Here is a 19,317-nt window from a genome sequence, read left to right as displayed (position 1 = left end):
TACGCTGCTTGTTTGAAAAGTTAATGTTGAGGGTTCAAGGCAGCGATGCTGCTATTTTTATTTTTGGGCCCGGTGAGGTCGTTCTGCTGGGAACTATATATTTGAAGGAGTGTCCTACGTTGTGGTAAATGTCTATGATGAAATCCGAAAAGGTGAGCGTGGGGCGTGGGTAAGCATTGCTGCTTATCTCTTGCTGTCCGCCTTTAAGCTGATTAGCGGGTATATATTTGCTTCTAGCGCATTGCGGGCGGATGGCTTCAATAATGTCACCGATATTGTAGTGTCGGTTGCTGTACTGGTTGGACTGAGAATTTCCCAAAAGCCACCGGACTCTGACCATGCCTATGGACATTTTCGGGCAGAAACGATCGCGGCGCTGCTGGCGTCCTTTATTATGGCTGTCGTCGGTTTGCAGGTGCTTATTGATGGGATCGGCAGCATTTTCAAGGGCGGAAAGCAAATACCGGATATCACCTCCGCGGGTGTAGCTGTGATTTGTGCCGTGATTATGCTGGGAGTGTACTTGTACAATAACAGGCTGGCACGGCAAATTAACAATAGGGCTTTGCTGGCAGCGGCCAAGGATAATCTATCGGATGCACTTGTCAGTGTTGGGGCAGCAGTTGGCATTATCGGCGCACAGTTCGGGCTACCCTGGCTGGATACTGTAGCTGCGATCGCGGTAGGATGTATCATTTGCAAAACAGCGTGGGATATTTTTAAGGATTCCACACACAGCTTGACCGATGGATTTGATGAGCAAGAACTGTCTGACTTACGAAGTACGATTGCCCGTATACCTGGAGTAGAGGGGATTCGGGACGTTAAGGCACGTGTACACGGCAATCATGCACTAGTGGATGTGGTCATTGAGGTGAATCCGCAACTCAGCCTGATTGAAGGGCATCGGATCAGCGACCGGATTGAGGAGCGCCTACAAGAGGTTCATAATACGATGCATGTCCATGTCCATGTAGAACCCAAATTATAGATTAATTATTAAATAGTTAGTATTAAAAGTGACTTTAGACCTATATGTAAAAGGCGTATACGCTTCCTTTTGTGACGTTTGGATTATATCTCTCTTCCTGCTGCTTTTACTATAATGAAGGCATGTCCGGCTATATTCGTCGGAATTGGATATGCTCTTCAAATTCGTAAAAACAGCCAGGAGGTGCAACATTGAGAAGACGCGTGATGGGAATGCTCATGACGTCAGCCGCGCTGTTGACAGCAATTCATGTGGCGCCGGGTCAGGTTGACGCAGCGGCATCAACAGCATCCACGGGACAGAAGGCGGTTATTCAGGCGGCTGTAAAGCTTAGATCCGGTCCTTCGACTACAGGGGATGTAGTCAGCTTTATGAAGCAGGGAGAGGCCGTAACGGTATTGGAGAAAACCAACAGCTATTGGTATAAGATCAAGACTTCTGATGGAGTAACCGGATACACTAGCAGCTCCGACAAGTACATAAAAGTTGGCGCTACCAGCGTCGCTGCTGCTGTCACCTCATCTGCCAGCCGTAAATCGGAAGCCGCAGAGCCAGTTAAAAATGTTTCAGCTAAAGAGGCTGTGGCCTCAGTGAATAGTTCTGCCGGTCAAACGAAAGCTACGATTCAAACGTCCGTTCGTTTGCGGGCGGAGGCATCCACTTCTTCCGAGGTCTTGGGCTATTTGAATGCAGGGGATGTCGTTACGATTACCGATCCAAGTAATGCCTATTGGTTCAAGGTTACCAATGCTGGTGGTACGGTGGGTTACGTCAGCTCGTCTCCACAGTATATTCGTATTGGTGAGGGCGTTGTTGTGCAGCAGCCTGTGTCTGCTCCGGTGACAACCACTCCTGATACTACTGCAATACCTGTGACAGCCTCTCCTGCGTCAACTATGAACATATTTTCCGGTGATGCAGCGGCTGCAATAGAGCAGGTTATTAACACGGGGATGACTTATCTCGGAACTCCATATGAATATGGTTCGGATCGTAGCAGTACGGCTACTTTTGATTGCTCGGCATTTACCCGTCAAATTTTCCGTCAGGCTGTAGGTATCCAGCTTCCGGCAGATTCTCGTTCACAGGGTGAGTGGATCAAGCAAAACAGTCAGCCGAATACGGACATGACTACGCTGAAGCGTGGCGATTTGCTCTTCTTTACAAATTATAATGCATCTTCCGGGGCGTACACGTCCTTGGATAACTCCTCCCAAACGATTACACACGTAGCTGTATATTTGGGAGACAACAAGCTTCTCCATACGTTTTCTGTAGCGGGTGGCGGTGTAAAAGTTACGGATTTCAGCAAGCCTTGGCAGGACCGTTTCCTGTTTGGGGGCAGCGTGATTCAATAAAAACGCCGCTAACTGTTAAAAAGCTGCATCAAAAAAGGATGTTCCACAGCCCTGTTGACCAGGGTGGGAACATCCTTTTTTTATAGACATTTAGAATATTGCTTTTGTGCAGCTAGCATCCGATAACTATGAAACCCGTTTTCTTCTGGTGAAGAGTGAAATGACGAACAACACCAGAAATATCACAAATAATATTTTAGCGATTGTAGCAGCTACGGACACGACGATACCAAAAAAACCTAAGATACCGGCGATCACAGCAAAAATTAAGAATAAAGCGGACCATTTTAGCATGTTCTGTATCCTCCTTTAATTGTATATAATGTGGCATACTCACGCCCCGATAGAGCATGGTTGCAGATGATGGAGACTTCTATAGAATATTCGTGTCTGTGCCATCGTTATACGTTGTTTTAAACGGTGTGAGAGTCCGTGAATCATAACGTTTGGAGCGGAGAAGAAGCCAGCCTGGACGTTGTTTCGTGTCTGAATCTAAAGGGTAACTATGCAGTAATCATAAACATCATCGTGAAAGACGAAAGAGAGGTTACGCTATGTTAACACAGGTCAGCATTTTTATTATTGCTATCGCATTTGCAGTTCTCGTTATTTTCCTCATTAAAACGTTGAAAGCAGCACAAGGCTCTTTGGATAAGGTGACTCAAACCTTGCAGGATGTACAAAAAACGATTGATGAACTGAGTTATGAAGTAAAACAAACGGTTCGACATGCGAATGACATCACCGCAGATGTTGATCATAAATTGAAGCAAGTGGAGCCAGTGATGGAATCGGTTAGAAATTTGGGGGAGGTACTCAGCGAAGTGACGTTGGCTGCCAAGCAGGCTTCAACAGCGTTAATGACACGGTTTCAGAAATCGCATAGCGCTGCGAGTAATACTTCCAGAACGGATAACGCGATCAAGGCAACGACATCGAATAGACCTTTGACCGCAACGGAGCGGACGGTTCAGAGCTACAATGCGACTTATGAGGAGCCTGCGGCCAAGCCAGGTAAAAACTGGTTGGGTTATGTAGACATCGCTGCTGGGGTGTGGCAGAAAATGCGTCAGTAGCATAGTGGCTGAACCGTAAACTACAGGAAATTCATTGAAAGGGTGAGATTTATGATGAAGACGTTATTACTAGCTGCTGGTTTGCTCACTCCCTTTTCCGGACAGGATACGGTTCAGCAAACCGTTTCCCCGCAAATAGCGGGACATGTGGTTAGGACTGTGCAGACGATACCCGCTCCACATGCTGTACCAGCAGATTTTCATACCTTAAATGGCATATCTTTGGATGATACACGTGCTGATGTATTGAAAAAGCTGGGCAAGCCACAGCGAGTCAAAAAGGATAAGTTGCTGCTTTCTACAGAATACCAATATCCAGATGTTGTGGTAGGTATGCGTGAGGACGTCGTTTCTTATGTGCATGTAGATCCTGCTGCCGGTCGAATCAAGGTGAATGATAAGTGGCTGCCGCTGCAACGGAAAACGCTCGATCAGGCGCTGGGTGGCTCGCAATTCACGGCGGAAGACGGAGAGGTATATGTACGCGGACAACGTGCAATCAAAGTGTTTATGGATGAGACGTCTGATAAACCTAAGTATGTTGAGTTTTTTGATGAAACGGAATGGTAATTGATTTTTTTTAAGACATGACATAACATGGAAGTTTCAAATGGATATGTGAAGTGTAATAGTCAGAGAAGTCAATCCTTAAAGGAGCGTGAGAAACATGAATCAGACCAATCATAAATCTTATGCCAAAGTGGTAGATAACGGTGTACAAGCCGTTGAAGCAGTAAATGAGTTGCGTAACACAGGCTATCGTTATGAGGATGTGTTCGTGCTCGCTCATGATCAGGATCGGACAGATCGTATTGCCGATACGGTGGATGCCAAGGAAATCGGGATTAAGGAAGAGGGCGTTTTCGATTCATTAGCCAACTTGTTCCGTTCCCGCGGCGATGAGCTTCGCGCTAAAATTACTTCCTTGGGATTTACAGATACGGAAGCTGACTTTTATGAAAAAGAACTGGATCAGGGGAAAGTGCTGGTCATTGCTAAAAAAGCGTGATATCGCTGTTCACTATAAGAGCAGCGTGACATTAGATTCGAAAAAGAGGAAGTTGACCGCAGCACAAGTGTTTCGCGGGTCCTCCAAAAACATAGATAAGGAATGGGGTTCAGCCTCATTCCTTATCTATGTTTTTGGAATGCCTTCTTACGGAAACACTACTACTAATCAACAAGGGTGTTGCCGTTTAAGTAGGTATAGTATAATACATGAGTTACAGATAAGGAGAAGCCAATGAGAATTCTAATTGTTGACGATAACCCGACGAATATCATTATTATTCGTGAGATACTAAAAAAAGAAAATTATCGGGATGTGATCTCTGCTAACTCGGCCGCAGAAATGTTAGAGCATCTGGGAATAGGCGATCGTACCATTAGTCTCAGGCCCCGTCCTTCAGATATTGATCTGGTGCTGCTGGATATGATGATGCCTGAAATGGACGGCATTGAAGCTTGCAGTATTGTGCAGGAATATGAGCATTTAAAAGATATCCCGATTATTATGGTAACGGCTGTAGGTGATTCTAAAAAATTGGCTGAAGCTCTGGATGTGGGAGCCGTCGATTACGTCACGAAGCCGATCAACAAGGTAGAGCTAATGGCGCGAATCCGATCTGCCTTGCGTCTCAAATTGGAGAAGGACTGGCATAAGGATCGGGATCAGCGAATTCAGGATGAGTTGAAGCTGGCCGCGATGGTGCAGCAAGCGGTACTTAGTCCTGCCATTCAGGACCCGGTGCTGCAAGTAAATGCGCTCTATCAGCCTTCCTTTGAACTGGCAGGGGATTTATATTCTTGGTATCCGTTAGGGGAGGGGCGATATGCCATCATTTTGCTGGATATGATGGGACATGGCATTTCTTCTTCGCTGTTCTGCATGTTCATTGCATCTGTACTTAAGGACACGGTGACCACGTATGTGGAGCCTGAGAAGGTCATACAAGAGCTGAATCGTCGTTTTAATCAACTGGATCTGGGCAAACAGCTGGTACAGTATTATTTTACGGCGATTTATATGGTGATTGATACCCGTGCACGGCGAATTGACTATGTAAATGCGGGACATCCTCCCGGTTTGCTGTTCAACCAGGATGGTAGCATTACCAAATTTGACCGTGCATGCAGCCCGGTTGGTTTATTTGATAAGATTGATGCAGAAATGCACACGATTCATTATGAAGGAACAGGGCATATCGCTTTGTATACGGATGGCTTGCTGGAGGCGGTGGAAGGTGAATATGAGGAGCAGTTGGAGTATCTGACTGAGTGTCTGCGTAAATATGAGCAATGGAATGAAGAAGCGATGCTGGATGCTTTTTTTCGTAAAGAGGCGCCACAAGATCGTGATGATGATAAATGCCTGATCTGGATTTCGTTGAAAGAGGGAGAGAGCTTGCATGAAAATCAGAAATAAACTGCTGATTGGCTTTGGATCGCTTATGGCGATCCTCCTTGTGCTGACACTAATCAGCTATGACCGGATGGGGAGCCTGAATGAGCAGTTGAATCAGGTTTATCAGGATCGATATATGAAAGTCCGGAAAACAACAGCTATTCGCGGGCAGGTGAACGATATGGCCAAAGTGATGGCCAATCTGATCTTGAATCCAGGTTCCTCCGTTAGTGAGGCCAAACGCGAGCTGGACGATATTTCGGCTACTGGAACGAAAGTGCTGGCTAGTCTGCAAACGAATTCCGGCACCAGTGAAGAGCAACAGCAGGTTGATCGGGTAGCCGTCGCGTGGAATGAATTTTTAAGTTACGAACAAAGACTGGTCTCTTTGTTGGGGCAAGATCGTATTGATGAGGCTAACGCTTTCCGCAATAGTACTGGTTTGCCTGCCCAAGAGGAGGCGATGGATAGTATTAATGCCCTTGCCGTTTTTCAGGATCGGGAAATTGATAGCGACATGAAGCAAGCTAATTTGGCGTATGAAGAATCTGTGCAGATTACCACAATTCTGATGGCCGCCGGCCTGATCATGGGCTTACTGGTTATTTTGTGGGTGCTCCCAAGTATTGCCAAAGGTCTAAATGTCGTGAATCTCATGATTAATGGTTTTGGCAAGGGAAAGTACAGGGCCATCAGCCGAATGAGTGTTGCCTCCAAAGATGAAATCGGTGAGGTCGCTCGTGTATTTCAACAAATGGCCGGAGACTTGGAAGAAAAGCGGAAATTTGAACATTCCGTTCTTCAAACGCAGAAGGACCAAACTTGGCTTAATGCCAATACTGCTCGGGTGACTGAGTTGTTCCGTGGCGTAAATTCACTGGAGCAAGTTGCTCAGATGTTCATTAGTGAGTTTACGCCCATCTTGGGAGGCAGTTATGGAGCCATCTATTTGCAAGGAAAAGATGTAGAAGACAACCGATTTAAGTTATACGGCTCCTATGCAAAGGTGACTGGCGAAAATTCGATTAGAGACGTTATCCAGGTAGGCGAAGGGTTGCTCGGACAATGTGTTTTGGATCGTAAGCCGATCTTGATTACAGAGGCTCCTGACGGATATTTGTCCATAGGCTCTGCCTTAGGAGAAAGTAAGCCAGTGGGAATTATGATTTTCCCTATTTTGTTCGAAGATGAGTGCATCGGTGCTATAGAAATAGCGTCACTGGATCGCTTCAGTGATCTGGAAACGAAGCTGTTTGCTCAATTAGTAGAGAGCATGGGGATTATTCTGAACAATATCAAGGGACGGATGCGTGTAGAGCAATTGCTGCGCGAGTCCCAGGCACTTACTGAGGAATTGCAATGCCAGTCCGAGGAGCTACAAACTCAGCAAGAGGAACTCAAGCGCTCCAACGAAAATTTGGAGGAGCAAACAGAGGAACTCAAGCGTTCAGAGGAATTGTTACAGCGTCAACAAGAAGAATTGGAGCATTTTAATACTGAACTGATTGCCAAAACCAGAGCGCTAGAAGAACAGGTACGAGAAGTGGAAGAAAAGAACGACGAGATTGAACATGCACGAGCTCAGTTGGAACAACAGGCCATGCAGCTAGGAATCACAAGCAAATACAAATCCGAGTTTTTGGCCAATATGTCTCATGAGCTGCGTACTCCGCTAAATAGCTTGCTCATTCTTTCTCAGCTCTTGTCTGAGAACAAGGAGGGCAATCTCAAGCCGAAGCAGGTGGAATATGCACAAACCATTTATATGTCAGGCGCGGATTTGCTGAAAATGATTGATGAAATTCTGGATTTATCCAAAGTGGACGCTGGAAAAATGGATATTAACCATGAAGCGGTCCACTTGAAGGAACTGGAACTGTTTGTGGAGCAGAATTTTGCTCCGGTCGCAGCCCAACGTGGGCTTCAACTGCATACCGAGATCGAAGAGAACTTGCCAGATGCCATTATCAGTGACGGTTATCGTCTCAAACAAATTTTACGTAATTTGTTGTCCAATGCATTCAAGTTCACCACGGAAGGATCTATTCGTTTCAGTGTATCTCGGGCAAATGGAGAACAGCTTCCGGGTCTGCTAAATCCACGAAGATCCTATCTGGCTCTATCTGTGCATGATACGGGCATTGGGATTGCTTCCGATAAAACGGATCTGATCTTCGAAGCCTTCCAGCAGGTAGACGGTACAACCAGCCGGAAATATGGGGGGACAGGACTAGGTCTGTCAATCAGCCGCGAGCTTTCCAGATTGTTGGGCGGTGTGATTACGGTGGAATCCGAGCAGGGACAGGGCAGTTGCTTCACACTGTATTTGCCGGAACAAACGCCTACGGCTGAGGATATGGATTCTCATTCGAGAGAGGAATTTAACGGTACGGATGTGAATTCGAATTTTGAGAATGTTGCAGCCTCGGCAGAAACGGACCTTCCCATGATTATGCCTGCTAAACAGTTGCCATTATATCAGATACCTTCGAAAAACAAAGCGGAGGACATTATACATCCAGGGGACGACCGAAACGAGATTACCTCGCAGGATAAAGTGCTGCTGATTATTGAGGATGATATTAATTTTGCTAATATTTTGTACGATATGGCTCGTAGCCGGGGCTTTAAGGCACTGATCGCTCTCCAAGGAGACGATGGGCTCAACATGGCTCAGTCTTATTTGCCGGACGCTATTATATTAGATATTCAATTACCTGTGATGGATGGCTGGTCCATTTTAGGCGAGCTAAAAGGAAATTCATCGACACGTCATATTCCAGTGCATGTTATTTCAGTCATAGATGATGTGAAGCAGGGCTTAATGATGGGCGCGATTGCCTATCTCAAAAAGCCTTCCTCGAAGGAAAGTCTGGATAAGGCATTTTCACATATAAAATCGTATACAGACCAAATGGTCAAACGTCTTCTTGTGGTTGAAGATGACGATAATCAGCGTAAATCCATTATTGAGCTGATCGATCATGATGATGTTGCCATTACGGCGGTATCGACAGGTCAGGAAGCACTGAATGAGCTGGCCACTCAGCGGTATGACTGCATGGTACTGGATCTGATGCTGAGCGACATGACTGGTTTTGAGCTGCTGGATCGTATTCGAGAGAACGAGCAGCTAGCTGATCTGCCGATCATTATTTATACAGGCAAAGATCTGGATAACAAAGAAGAAACGCAACTTCGCAAATATGCAGAGTCTATTATTATTAAAGATGTTAAATCGCCGGAACGGCTTTTGGACGAAACAACGCTGTTCTTGCATCGTGTAGAGGCGAATCTTCCTGAGGACAAACGCAAAATTTTGCAAAAGCTATACAACAAGGAAGAGCTGTTTGAAGGTAAAAAAATATTGTTGGTAGACGATGATATTCGCAATGTATTTGCTCTGTCCAGTGTGCTGGAAAGCTATCGTATGGATGTTACCTTTGCGGAAAATGGAAGAGAAGCACTGGAACTGCTGGAACAGACACCTGATTTTGATCTGGTGCTGATGGATATGATGATGCCGGAAATGGATGGATATGAAGCGATGCGACGTATCCGGCTAATGCCACAATTCGAGAAGATGCCTATTATTGCCCTGACAGCCAAGGCCATGAAGGATGATCGTTCCAAGTGTATTGAGGCAGGCGCTTCCGATTATGTGAAAAAACCGATTCAAACCGAACAACTTTTATCATTAATGCGGGTGTGGTTGTATTCGTAACCCAAAAAAATGGGTAATATAAATCGACACATGATGGGAGCGGCACAGGCAAAACCTATTTAGGAATTGGAGAGAGATTATGACATCTAAGGATATGGCGGATAATGCTGCTAATGAAGTGAAATCGAATGATGCTGAGCGGGAATTGATTGAGATTGAGCTGTTGCTGGAAGGTATACATCGGCTGTACGGCTACGATTTCCGTAACTACGCTCTGCCTTCGATTAAGCGGCGTGTTTATTATCATGCGCAGTCCGAGAATGTAAGCACGATATCAGGACTTCAGGAGAAGGTGCTGCATGATCGCAGCGCCTTCGATAGGCTGGTACAGAGCCTTTCCATTCCGGTGACCGAGATGTTCCGTGACCCGGAGCTGTTTCTGAATTTCAGACAGAAAATCATTCCTATTTTGCGAACGTATCCGTATATTCGAATATGGCATGCAGGTTGCTCCACGGGTGAGGAAGTATATTCTATGGCGATCTTGCTGCATGAGGAAGGCTTATATGATAAGGCCCGCATTTATGCGACGGATATGAATAACCTGTCTTTACAGCAGGCGAAGGAAGGCGTATACGGGATCGACCGAATGAAGCTGTATACCAAAAATTATTTGGAGTCCGGGGGCACACAATCGTTCTCTGAATATTATACAGCCAAGTATGATTCAGTGATGTTTCATCCTTTTTTACGGAAAAATATTATTTTTGCGGAGCACAACTTAGCGACAGACCGGTCCTTTAACGAGTTCAATGTTATTTTTTGCCGGAATGTCATGATCTATTTTAACGACGAACTTCGCAACCATGTACATGGGTTGTTTTATGATAGCTTGAGTCATTTTGGCGTGTTGGTGCTTGGGGCCAAGGAATCCATACATTTTACCGATTATAGTGATTCCTACGAGCCGCTGGACCGGATAGAAAAAATATACCGGAAGATTAAATAGAGATGCTTAGGAGGATTCCATGGGGCTTCATGAACCGATTCATATATTGCTGGTAGATGACAGACCTGAGAACCTGCTCGCTCTTGAGGCGGTGCTGGAGAGTGAACAATATAATCTGGTAAAGGCCACATCCGGGGAAGAAGCGCTGCGATGTCTATTAAAAGATGAATTTGCACTCGTAGTCCTGGATGTGCAGATGCCGGGTATGGATGGTATTGAGACCGCAAAGCTAATCAAGGCCAGAGAGAAAACGAAGGATATTCCGATTATCTTCATTTCAGCTAACAGCAAGGAAGCGGAGCATTTATTTGCGGGATATTCAGCGGGCGGTATTGATTATATGGTTAAGCCGTTCATCCCTCAAATTCTCAAGTCCAAAATTGAAGGTTTCGTGCAAATGTATCTGACAAACAAGCGTTTGAAGACACAGTCCCATCTGCTCCATCAGAAGACCCAGCAGCTGGAGAAGATGAACAGCGAACTGATTGCCGCCAAGGAGGCAGCGGAGATTGCTGCCAATGCCAAAACGGAATTTCTGGCGATGATGAGCCATGAGATCCGCACACCTATGAACGGCGTCATTGGAATGATTGATTTGCTGATGGAGACGGAGCTGCAAAGCGACCAACAGGAATATGCCGATATCATCCGTCGTAGTGCAGACGCACTGGTAGCAGTCATTAATGATATTCTGGACTTCACTAAGCTGGAGTCAGGCAAAATGGAGGTAGAGGAATATCCTTTTGATCTGGTTTCCTGTATCAAGGAAGTTTTCAGCCTATTTACGGTAGAAGTGAACCGAAAGAACTTGGAACTGGTTTATTTTCTCGATGAACAGGTGCCTCCTGTGTTATATGGAGATATGGGAAGATTGCGTCAAGTACTGATTAACCTGATATCCAATGCTGTCAAATTTACAGACCGGGGCGGGGTGTATGTCTTCGCATCTGTCAAAGAGCAAAGCGATAATGGACTTACCGTTGAGTTTTCTGTGAAGGATACAGGCATTGGTATTGATCCGGCTAAGGTTGGAAGGTTGTTTCAGCCCTTTTCCCAACTGGATTCTTCAATGACACGTAAATATGGTGGAACCGGGTTAGGACTCGCCATTTGTAAAACCTTAGTGAATATGATGGGCGGAGATATCCGTGTAGATACGAGCGGAGAACAGGGCGTGACGTTTCATTTCACAATGAAGCTTGGCTTTGCTCAGGAAAATGAACTGGAGGGAGAGTCCAGCCACGATTGGGAAATTCCACATCAGGAATCTCCAAGTCGTAGACCTGTACTGGTCGTTGATGATCATCCGATTAACCAGAAGCTGATGGTTAATATACTGGATAAGCTCGGTCTGGCTTCAGATGTGGCAGCAGATGGACAGCAGGCGCTTGATATGGTCACGGCTAATCAGGACTATGACTATATCTTTATGGACTTGCAGATGCCTGTGATGGACGGTCTGGAGTGCACAGGGAGAGTGCGTGAACAATTGGCGGGAAGATCGCAACCTGCCATTATCGCCATGACGGCTAATGTGATGGAGGGTATTCAGCCTCGATGTATTGAAGCGGGGATGAACGATTATATTAGTAAGCCCGTTAAAATCAGCAGTGTAAAACAGGCATTGCTACGGCATTCTCCGGACCATTTTCCAATGCAACCGGGTAAAGATCAGATCAATGAAGCTTAGATGGTGGCATTTGGTAGTGTTTAAAAAGTTATACCGTGATTCAAACGCTCGTATAATGGGTTAGTATGTAGGGAAATCTTTTTTTGGGAGAGTAGGCCTATGAATACAAATAAAAATGAGAAGTTTAATGCAATTACGGAAACAACCGATGGCGTAAATACCGTTTATCTGAGTGGAGAGTTGGATCTTTCGGTAGCACCTGATTTTCGTCTGGTGATGGAGCCTTTGGTGGGGGAATCCAGCCAAGATTTGATTATTAACTTGAGAGACCTTAAATACATTGACAGCACAGGTATTGGAATCTTGTTATCCATTTTAAAAGCAAGGCATGGGATGGAGTCTCGCTTTGCTGTTCAAGAGGTACCGCCTCAAATTCAAAAGCTATTTGATATGACTGGTATTGCCAAATTCTTTGTCCCCCAGGAGAATTCCCAATAGGAAAGGAAAGAAAAAGAAATGAACGCTCAAATTCAAAAAGTAGTTCTTAATTTGCCGGCAACTGCTGACTTTGTTGATATTGTAAGATTAAATTTATACGGTATTGCCGCGAAAATGGGATTCTCTTATGAGGATATTGAAGACATGAAAGTGGCTGTATCGGAAGCCTGTAATAACTCTGTCCTTTATGCATATGGTCATGAGGGGGGAGTCGTGGAAGTGACATTCGAATTTGATGAAGTTTCGCTGTCCATTCGTGTCAAAGATGAAGGGGAGAGCTTTGAACGCGTGGAGGACCCGTCCCGTATCGCATCCTTGCATGACAAGGAGTTGAATGATGCACAGATAGGCGGATTAGGCTTTTATCTCATGCAGGCGCTTATGGACGATGTCCATATCTTGAATGAGACAGGAAAAGGCACCGAAGTGGTGCTGGTAAAGCGCTTGACCAGAAGTGAGGAAAGAGTATGAATGAAAAGGTAACTCCCCCGGAGTCGATGGATGAAGCCGTTGGTCTAATCTGGGAGTACCAGCAAACCAAGGATAACGAGATTGCTACCGTGCTGATCCGCAAGTATGAGCCGATGGTCAAGATGGCTGCCGGGAAAATCTCCCGTAACCGTCCGGACTTATACGAGGATTTATATCAGACCGGTCAGATGGCTTTGATACGTCTGCTTCAGCAATACGATATCAGCTTGGGTATCCCATTTGAACCGTACGCTATGAAAAGTATGCTGGGACATATGAAAAATTATTTGCGCGACAAATCCTGGTACATCCAGGTTCCTCGCCGCATTAAGGAAAAGGGTGCGCTTGTTCAACATGCTATTGATGAACTGACCGTTAAGTTGGAACGCTCACCCAATGTGGACGAGATTGCGACCTATTTGGATCTAACCGTGGAAGAAACGATCGAGGTGCTTGCTGGTCGTGAGTGCTATCACTATGTTTCACTGGACTCGCCTTTATCCCAGGAAGAGAGTGCAGCTACCTTAGGCGAGCTCATTAGCTCGGATGCTAACGATTATGACACTGTGGAAAAACGAATGGATTTGCAGCAGGCTTTAAGCCAACTGAAGGAGCAGGAACAGAAGGTGCTTCTTCTGGCATTTCAGGACGGTCAATCTCAACGTGCGATTGCCCAGACGTTGGGCGTATCACAGATGAGCGTTTCCCGTATTCAGAAGCGGGCTACGGAAAAGCTGAAGCAGATTATGTCTAATTCCTCTATTTCATGAGAAAAACGCGGAATTCTTGGTTTAACATATTTGATGTCACATCGTAAGGACACGTTATTCCGATATGGGAAACGTGTCCTTTTTATAAAGCGAAAAAGGTTGGGAGGAAGGTTGGAATCCATGACAGCATTTGAACAGATTTCTTCCTTTCGTGGAGGATGGGAATGGTGGGACATCAGTGCTGGGAATTGGCAAGATTCGGTCATACAGCACTTGAAGGAGAAGCTCCCAGAAGCCGCAGAATGGCTGGACAAGGTAGAGGACATTCCATCCAGCTTTATATCTGTACGCTTTCCAGATGGCAATCAGCCCTTAATGTACGGGTCGCTGATCTACTCCGTTCAAGAGGAAATCGATAGTCAACGCAATTGCAACAAGTTTTATTTTCTGGTTCTAAACCAGAAGTTGGTGACGTTAAATTTGGATCAAAATACCCGTGAAATTATGCACACCGCGGAACGCCAAAAAATGCTGGAACAGTGTGAGGATGCAGCTGACGGCATGTTTGTATTGGCGAGAGCCGTGCTTCATTATTTTCATACAGGTATGGATAAGTTCGAGATCAACCTGAGAAGACTGGAAGAGGACATGGAGAAAAGAAATGCCCGTACACTGATGGATTCTATATTGAATGCACGTTTCGAGCTGTTGTATTGGAGCAATATGTTCATTCCTTTTTCAGAGCTGGTAACGGCTTCTCGGGAGGCATATTTGGATAAACTGGAGGAGAATCGCTTTTTTAAGCAGTTACTTTACCGTGTGACTCGGATGGAAGGACTTTTCCTGCATTATGAAAAGGAAATCGACACCCTGATCTCTATTGACGAGGCCATTTCCGCTTTTAGGGGCAATGAGATTACGAAGACGCTCACCATTGTGACCGCCGTTTTTACACCTGCCACTGTAGTGGGGGCCATTTGGGGCATGAACTTTGAAAATCTGCCTTGGATTAAAACAGGCTGGGGTTTTACCGCCGTGATTATTGCCACATTGCTAAGTATGGCGGGAATGTACGGCTGGCTGATGATGAAGGGGTGGACAGGTGACTTATTGAAAACTAACAAGCGCAACAAATTGTAGCGGCTGATTACGGCTGTTATAATTTACAAATAAAAAACGATCCATCGTAACAGGAGGCTCTTTGGGGAGTCTATATCGGTTACGATGGATCGTTTTTAAATGAGATAGGGACAATTACTTAGTACCTTGGCTCATTTTGATATATCCTAATAATTCGGCGATGAAATCTCCGATGACCGGAAGATTTAACTGTACCAGGAAACTGAGCAACCAAGCGAGCAAGGCGAGTATGACCACTGTACCCAGCGTAAGGCCGAGACCACGTGCAATCCCTGCAGTCAGATTGCTCATAATTCTTCTTTTCGTGCTGGAGTAGTTCTCTATAATATCTTTGAATTCTGCTTTTTCCAATGTATCTGCGATTTGATCTAGGCGTTTGTTAAGCCGCTTGACCTCATGGCGAAGTTCAAAAGGATGCTCATTTACATCAAAGTCTCTCTCCGGATCATGTGTTTTAACATGATGATGAGTAGAAGAGGTCTGCTTGGATGAAATCTCATCTGGCTGATCTTGAGCCTGGAGGGGGTGAAAGGTTCTCTTGTTGTTCCGAGCAAGATCATCTCCATAGGAGTTTGGTTTGTTCATTGTCATCCCAGCCTTTCTATCATTTAAAAACAGCCAGCTTCTTGCATGCTGGCTGTTCAGTGTTTGGATATTATTTTGGTTGTAATCGGAATGTGTTCCTATTAGGAATTTGCATTTAATTGTTTTTGAGTGTCCTTGGCTGCTTGAGCGGTTGCATCCATAACTTCTTTATCCGCTTTGGCCGCTTCATTAGCGACATCGGCAGAAGCTTTGGTTACGCTGGATACGATGTTGTCTTTACTCTCGGATACCGTTTTGGCTACATCTGCTGTTTTAGTGGAAACGGTTTTGGCCAAATCTGTCGCTTTGCTGCTAACTACAGATGCGACATCCTTCGTTTTATCGGAGACAACAGTCATTTTTTCGGACAGATCACTACGTAAATCGCGACCCGGCTTTGGAGCGAACAGCAGGGCTGCCGCAGCACCAATCAAACCTCCAATGAATAAACCCTTTGCAAAACCTGAAGTGCTTGCCATATTTTGATTGTCAATGTTACTCATGATATATCACTCCTTTTATAGAATAAAAATATATATAAATGTTAGGTAGCCCTTCTCAATAGCCTGGACGCAAGTCCGAGCAAGAATACGAACAATGCGGTTCCAAGTATGGCTGGAATGACTGCAAAATCTCCGATGACCGGGCCCCAGTCTCCCAACAGCATGACACCTAGCCAAGCTCCTACAAATCCAGCAATCATAGAGCCTGCAATGCCGCCAGGCATTTCATGTCCAGCTAGTGCATCGCCAATCAATCCGATAATAATGGCCATTACAATACTTAGTACAATTCCCCACACAAGGATCGCCTCCCTTATCCTAAGTTCACAAACGATAACGTTTTTGATAAATGCTGAGCTTCGATATTGCTGTGCCTTGCTTACTTCGTATATAAACGTCATGACCCGGAGTGAAACAAAAAGCCGAATCGGACGTTATGGGCGGGGGGGAGAAGAAAGTTGCATTTTCGCTCGCCAATAGATCATAGGAACGGTAAACGCCAGCCAAATGATGCCTGCAATATAACCACCCACAATATCTGTAGGAAAGTGAACTCCTAAATATATACGGCTTAGTCCAATCAATATAATGAGCAGTGCACCAAGAACGCACGGGAGGAAGAGCGAACGCTCACGAATCTTTCGTTCTATAGCCCAGATGGCAAATATCATGCCGTAAAATCCCATGGAAATCATCGCATGACCGCTGGGAAAACTGTAGCCCCCGGCTTCAACCAAATGTTGAAGTGACGGGCGTTCCCGTTGCAGAATTTCTTTAATGAGCGTATTCAGCACCCACATCGCCGTAAAGCTGCTTAGGATCGCAAAGGAATAAGCTTTTGAACGAAGAAAGACCCAGCATAAGGTAGCAGCACCGAGGGCGATAATTAACGACATGCTGAATGAACCGAAAGACGTAATGAATATAGCGATGGTTAGCAATTGGTCATGAGTAGCTGCTGTGTCTGGAAAAATAGCATCCTGTATACGCTCATCCCAATATAGAAAAGGAGCCGTGCCAATCCATTGCACAGAGTAGGCGATGAGAAGCATCACAGCGATCATGATAATAGATGCATACAGACTACGACGCAAATAGCTTGGTTGGAACCGGGATGGTTGGGGTTTATGGGATAGCATATGTAATAAATCTCCTCCTTATGGCTGTAATAGATTTAATTTTTCGTATTATTAACTTAACTAATAATGAACTTAAGAGCAAAACTCGACGGAGACGACAGGCTGATTGAGGCATTTAAGCCCGGGGTAAAGGGATCGTATCACAGTGTTTGTAATGCCAGGGCCGAAAGTGGAATAATCATCACGAAGCAAGGCTGCTTTACGGAACTGTAATCCATGGAGGTGTTAAGGATGATTAAAATAGTGACATCGGCAGAAAGACATACCTCAAATAAAGGATGGATTCATAGTGAGTTTAGCTTTTCATTTGCCGATTATGAAGATCCGAGCAATGCCCATTTTGGTTGTATGCTAGCCCATAATGATAACAAACTTGAACCGCAGCAAGGCTTCAAAAGACATCCGCATCACGATTTGGAAATCGTCACTTATGTAATTGAAGGCCAATTGCATCATAGCGACAGCTTGGGACATGAGCAGGATTTAAAAAGCGGCTCGATTCAGGTTCTGAGTGCAGGCATCGGGATTGAACATGAAGAGCGAAATACTGGGGATGAAAGATCGGTTCGCTTTTTGCAAATGTGGTTTTTACCCGAGAGCCCTGGCATTCAGCCTTCTTATCAGGTGCAAAGATTCAAGCACAGTGAACGCCTAAATCGGCTTCAGCCTGTTGTGTCTGGTTCAGAAGTGGAGGGAACGTTATCCATCGCGCAGGATATAAATCTGTATCTGAGCAGATTGGAAAAAGACCAGCAGCTTGAATATCCGCAGCAAGAGGAGCGCCGCACCCACATTTATGTAGTTAGCGGTCATGTGGAAGTTACGTGCCAGGATGGAGATTTTCAGTTAGGGCCTGGTGATGCTGCACGAATTCAAAAAAGTTGTGCATTAAAGATACTAGCTACAGGTAATGAGGATATATCTGAACTGGTGTTAGCAGATTTACCTTGAAGCATCCTTGAGTGAAGAAGTGTATGAAAATGCGTATATGCAATCGAAAAATAAAGCTCGTATCCCCGTTGCGCGTCTGTTGAAGCGAGCGGAGGTACGAGCTTTATTTACGGTGACAGGGCCACTGGCATGAAGGCTGTTGCTCATGATGATAGGTTGTAATACAGCTAAGCTGTATTCCTATAGGCTGATTCAGGAGGACTTACGCAATCTACCCAGTTCAGAAACAATAGCTTCAACCTCGGAAATGCTCAGGTTAGGCTTGTTTATCACCATATCATAGACATCATGGATGTCCTCGTATTGCTCCAGCGAGAAAGCGGAAGCTTGCATAGCAGCACCACTCGCCATACGGAGCTTGGTTTTAATGCCCTCAATCATATACTCAATGTTGGCATGAGACGGTACAGACAAATCCATCGTTAATTTTCCATCCTTTCATAACAGGGGAAGTTGCCTGTATTGTATCATGTTTTTGTTGTAGAATGTACTGAAAGCCAGATTACCAATATACAACCGAATCAAGGAGGATGGGCAAAGTTGTCTTTGTATAATCGAGCTTCCGCACCCGGACGCTCGTCCTTAGAACATAATGTAAAGAAAACAGATCGAGATGGACTCGCGCCGTTTTTCCGAGAAATTCATCATCAGCATGCTATAGATAAGTTGACTTTTGTTTGTATCGGTACAGATCGCTCGTCGGGTGATTCACTGGGGCCACTGGTAGGCACCATGCTCAAGGAGCAAGGTTTTCCGCACGTGATTGGGACAATGTCGGAGCCCTGTGATGCGGATCATCTGGTTCCATACTTGGAGTGCATTCCCCAAGATCATCATGTGATCGCCATAGATGCTTGTCTTGGACAGCACGGCTCAACGGGAATGTTTCTTATTGCGTGTGAACCGCTAACTCCTGCGCGATCGGTAGGGCTGTCTCTGCCGGCTGTGGGTCATTATAGTGTTGCAGCGATTGTGAATGAGCGCAGTCCCAAACCCTATTGGACACTCCAAATGACTTCGCTTCACTTGGTCATGACAATGGCTGCGCATATTGCTAATGCGGCGGCTTGTGAATTTGGCTTAAAAACAGCTTCGCAAGATTTTCCAGAGGGTTACCGTTTCAGATATTGATCGTCTGCTTAATAATATACATCAGCATGTTCTACTCACTAATATATTCAGATCCAA

22 protein-coding genes are annotated in these 19,317 nt (G+C 45.3%); 16 read left to right on the top strand and 6 right to left on the bottom strand.

The window, feature by feature from the left end; genetic code table 11:
* The first annotated feature begins 121 nt into the window (after positions 1 to 121).
* Positions 122 to 991, top strand: coding sequence for a cation diffusion facilitator family transporter (locus tag NSS94_RS20590; RefSeq protein ID WP_165149407.1), 870 nt, complete (start codon positions 122 to 124; stop codon positions 989 to 991).
* Positions 992 to 1,182: 191 nt separating this feature from the next.
* Entirely contained in the window at positions 1,183 to 2,349 is a 1,167-nt protein-coding gene (locus NSS94_RS20585) for a C40 family peptidase (RefSeq protein ID WP_341040002.1), read from the top strand.
* A 126-nt stretch (positions 2,350 to 2,475) separates the two neighbouring features.
* Here NSS94_RS20585 and NSS94_RS20580 read toward each other — a convergent pair whose 3' ends face one another.
* Positions 2,476 to 2,643: a DUF1328 domain-containing protein gene (locus NSS94_RS20580; RefSeq protein ID WP_029517166.1), complete on the bottom strand. Its 168-nt coding sequence runs from the start codon at positions 2,641 to 2,643 to the stop codon at positions 2,476 to 2,478.
* 260 nt (positions 2,644 to 2,903) lie between these two features.
* On the opposite strand from NSS94_RS20580, the gene NSS94_RS20575 reads away from it, so the two are divergent.
* The 11 genes from NSS94_RS20575 to NSS94_RS20525 all read left to right on the top strand — a co-directional run bounded on the left by NSS94_RS20575 (position 2,904) and on the right by NSS94_RS20525 (position 14,951).
* Positions 2,904 to 3,425 carry a DUF948 domain-containing protein gene (locus NSS94_RS20575; RefSeq protein WP_029517167.1) on the top strand — a complete coding sequence of 174 codons (522 nt, stop codon included), beginning with the start codon at positions 2,904 to 2,906 and terminating at the stop codon, positions 3,423 to 3,425.
* Positions 3,426 to 3,476: 51 nt separating this feature from the next.
* The gene (locus tag NSS94_RS20570; protein ID WP_029517168.1) at positions 3,477 to 3,995 is read left to right on the top strand and encodes a hypothetical protein; all 519 of its coding nucleotides are present in this window, start codon (positions 3,477 to 3,479) and stop codon (positions 3,993 to 3,995) included.
* A gap of 97 nt (positions 3,996 to 4,092) precedes the next feature.
* Entirely contained in the window at positions 4,093 to 4,434 is a 342-nt protein-coding gene (locus tag NSS94_RS20565) for a general stress protein (RefSeq protein WP_023990277.1), read from the top strand.
* 234 nt (positions 4,435 to 4,668) lie between these two features.
* Positions 4,669 to 5,850 carry a PP2C family protein-serine/threonine phosphatase gene (locus tag NSS94_RS20560; RefSeq protein WP_029517169.1) on the top strand — a complete coding sequence of 394 codons (1,182 nt, stop codon included), beginning with the start codon at positions 4,669 to 4,671 and terminating at the stop codon, positions 5,848 to 5,850.
* The gene (locus tag NSS94_RS20555; protein WP_029517170.1) at positions 5,834 to 9,553 is read left to right on the top strand and encodes a response regulator; all 3,720 of its coding nucleotides are present in this window, start codon (positions 5,834 to 5,836) and stop codon (positions 9,551 to 9,553) included. The genes NSS94_RS20560 and NSS94_RS20555 overlap by 17 nt, the downstream gene beginning before the upstream one ends.
* A 79-nt stretch (positions 9,554 to 9,632) precedes the next feature.
* A complete protein-coding gene (locus tag NSS94_RS20550) occupies positions 9,633 to 10,502 on the top strand; it encodes a CheR family methyltransferase (protein ID WP_029517171.1) in 870 nt (289 codons plus the stop codon).
* A 19-nt stretch (positions 10,503 to 10,521) separates the two neighbouring features.
* Positions 10,522 to 12,192 carry a response regulator gene (locus tag NSS94_RS20545; RefSeq protein WP_341040001.1) on the top strand — a complete coding sequence of 557 codons (1,671 nt, stop codon included), beginning with the start codon at positions 10,522 to 10,524 and terminating at the stop codon, positions 12,190 to 12,192.
* Positions 12,193 to 12,291: 99 nt separating this feature from the next.
* Positions 12,292 to 12,630: an STAS domain-containing protein gene (locus NSS94_RS20540; protein ID WP_023990272.1), complete on the top strand. Its 339-nt coding sequence runs from the start codon at positions 12,292 to 12,294 to the stop codon at positions 12,628 to 12,630.
* 18 nt (positions 12,631 to 12,648) lie between these two features.
* Positions 12,649 to 13,101, top strand: coding sequence for an anti-sigma B factor RsbW (rsbW, locus tag NSS94_RS20535; protein ID WP_013311930.1), 453 nt, complete (start codon positions 12,649 to 12,651; stop codon positions 13,099 to 13,101).
* Positions 13,098 to 13,871, top strand: coding sequence for a sigma-70 family RNA polymerase sigma factor (locus NSS94_RS20530; protein WP_013311929.1), 774 nt, complete (start codon positions 13,098 to 13,100; stop codon positions 13,869 to 13,871). The genes rsbW and NSS94_RS20530 overlap by 4 nt, the downstream gene beginning before the upstream one ends.
* A gap of 120 nt (positions 13,872 to 13,991) precedes the next feature.
* Positions 13,992 to 14,951, top strand: a complete 960-nt coding sequence (locus NSS94_RS20525) for a magnesium transporter CorA family protein (RefSeq protein ID WP_029517173.1) — start codon at positions 13,992 to 13,994, stop codon at positions 14,949 to 14,951.
* A 114-nt stretch (positions 14,952 to 15,065) separates the two neighbouring features.
* Here the strand turns inward: NSS94_RS20525 and NSS94_RS20520 are convergent, their stop codons facing one another.
* The 4 genes from NSS94_RS20520 to NSS94_RS20505 all read right to left on the bottom strand — a co-directional run bounded on the left by NSS94_RS20520 (position 15,066) and on the right by NSS94_RS20505 (position 17,178).
* Entirely contained in the window at positions 15,066 to 15,542 is a 477-nt protein-coding gene (locus NSS94_RS20520; RefSeq protein ID WP_049816975.1) for a DUF5665 domain-containing protein, read from the bottom strand.
* 95 nt (positions 15,543 to 15,637) lie between these two features.
* Positions 15,638 to 16,039, bottom strand: a complete 402-nt coding sequence (locus tag NSS94_RS20515) for a YtxH domain-containing protein (RefSeq protein ID WP_029517175.1) — start codon at positions 16,037 to 16,039, stop codon at positions 15,638 to 15,640.
* A 41-nt stretch (positions 16,040 to 16,080) separates the two neighbouring features.
* Entirely contained in the window at positions 16,081 to 16,338 is a 258-nt protein-coding gene (locus NSS94_RS20510) for a GlsB/YeaQ/YmgE family stress response membrane protein (RefSeq protein ID WP_069011991.1), read from the bottom strand.
* 135 nt (positions 16,339 to 16,473) lie between these two features.
* Entirely contained in the window at positions 16,474 to 17,178 is a 705-nt protein-coding gene (locus tag NSS94_RS20505; protein WP_341040000.1) for a phosphatase PAP2 family protein, read from the bottom strand.
* 231 nt (positions 17,179 to 17,409) lie between these two features.
* Here NSS94_RS20505 and NSS94_RS20500 point away from each other — a divergent pair, with 231 nt between their 5' ends.
* Positions 17,410 to 18,129 carry a pirin family protein gene (locus NSS94_RS20500; protein ID WP_165149401.1) on the top strand — a complete coding sequence of 240 codons (720 nt, stop codon included), beginning with the start codon at positions 17,410 to 17,412 and terminating at the stop codon, positions 18,127 to 18,129.
* A gap of 7 nt (positions 18,130 to 18,136) precedes the next feature.
* Positions 18,137 to 18,262, top strand: coding sequence for a hypothetical protein (locus NSS94_RS20495; RefSeq protein WP_268988508.1), 126 nt, complete (start codon positions 18,137 to 18,139; stop codon positions 18,260 to 18,262).
* A gap of 59 nt (positions 18,263 to 18,321) precedes the next feature.
* Here the strand turns inward: NSS94_RS20495 and NSS94_RS20490 are convergent, their stop codons facing one another.
* Complete coding sequence (locus NSS94_RS20490) at positions 18,322 to 18,549, bottom strand: DUF1128 domain-containing protein (RefSeq protein WP_029517178.1); 228 nt, start codon at positions 18,547 to 18,549, stop codon at positions 18,322 to 18,324.
* A gap of 120 nt (positions 18,550 to 18,669) precedes the next feature.
* On the opposite strand from NSS94_RS20490, the gene yyaC reads away from it, so the two are divergent.
* Positions 18,670 to 19,260, top strand: coding sequence for a spore protease YyaC (gene yyaC / locus NSS94_RS20485; protein ID WP_341039999.1), 591 nt, complete (start codon positions 18,670 to 18,672; stop codon positions 19,258 to 19,260).
* The last annotated feature ends 57 nt before the right edge of the window (positions 19,261 to 19,317 follow it).

Origin of the sequence: Paenibacillus sp. FSL L8-0644 (genome assembly GCF_038008165.1) — a bacterium.
Lineage (GTDB): Bacteria > Bacillota > Bacilli > Paenibacillales > Paenibacillaceae > Paenibacillus > Paenibacillus polymyxa_D.
This window is presented reverse-complemented; position numbering and strand designations above follow the sequence as displayed.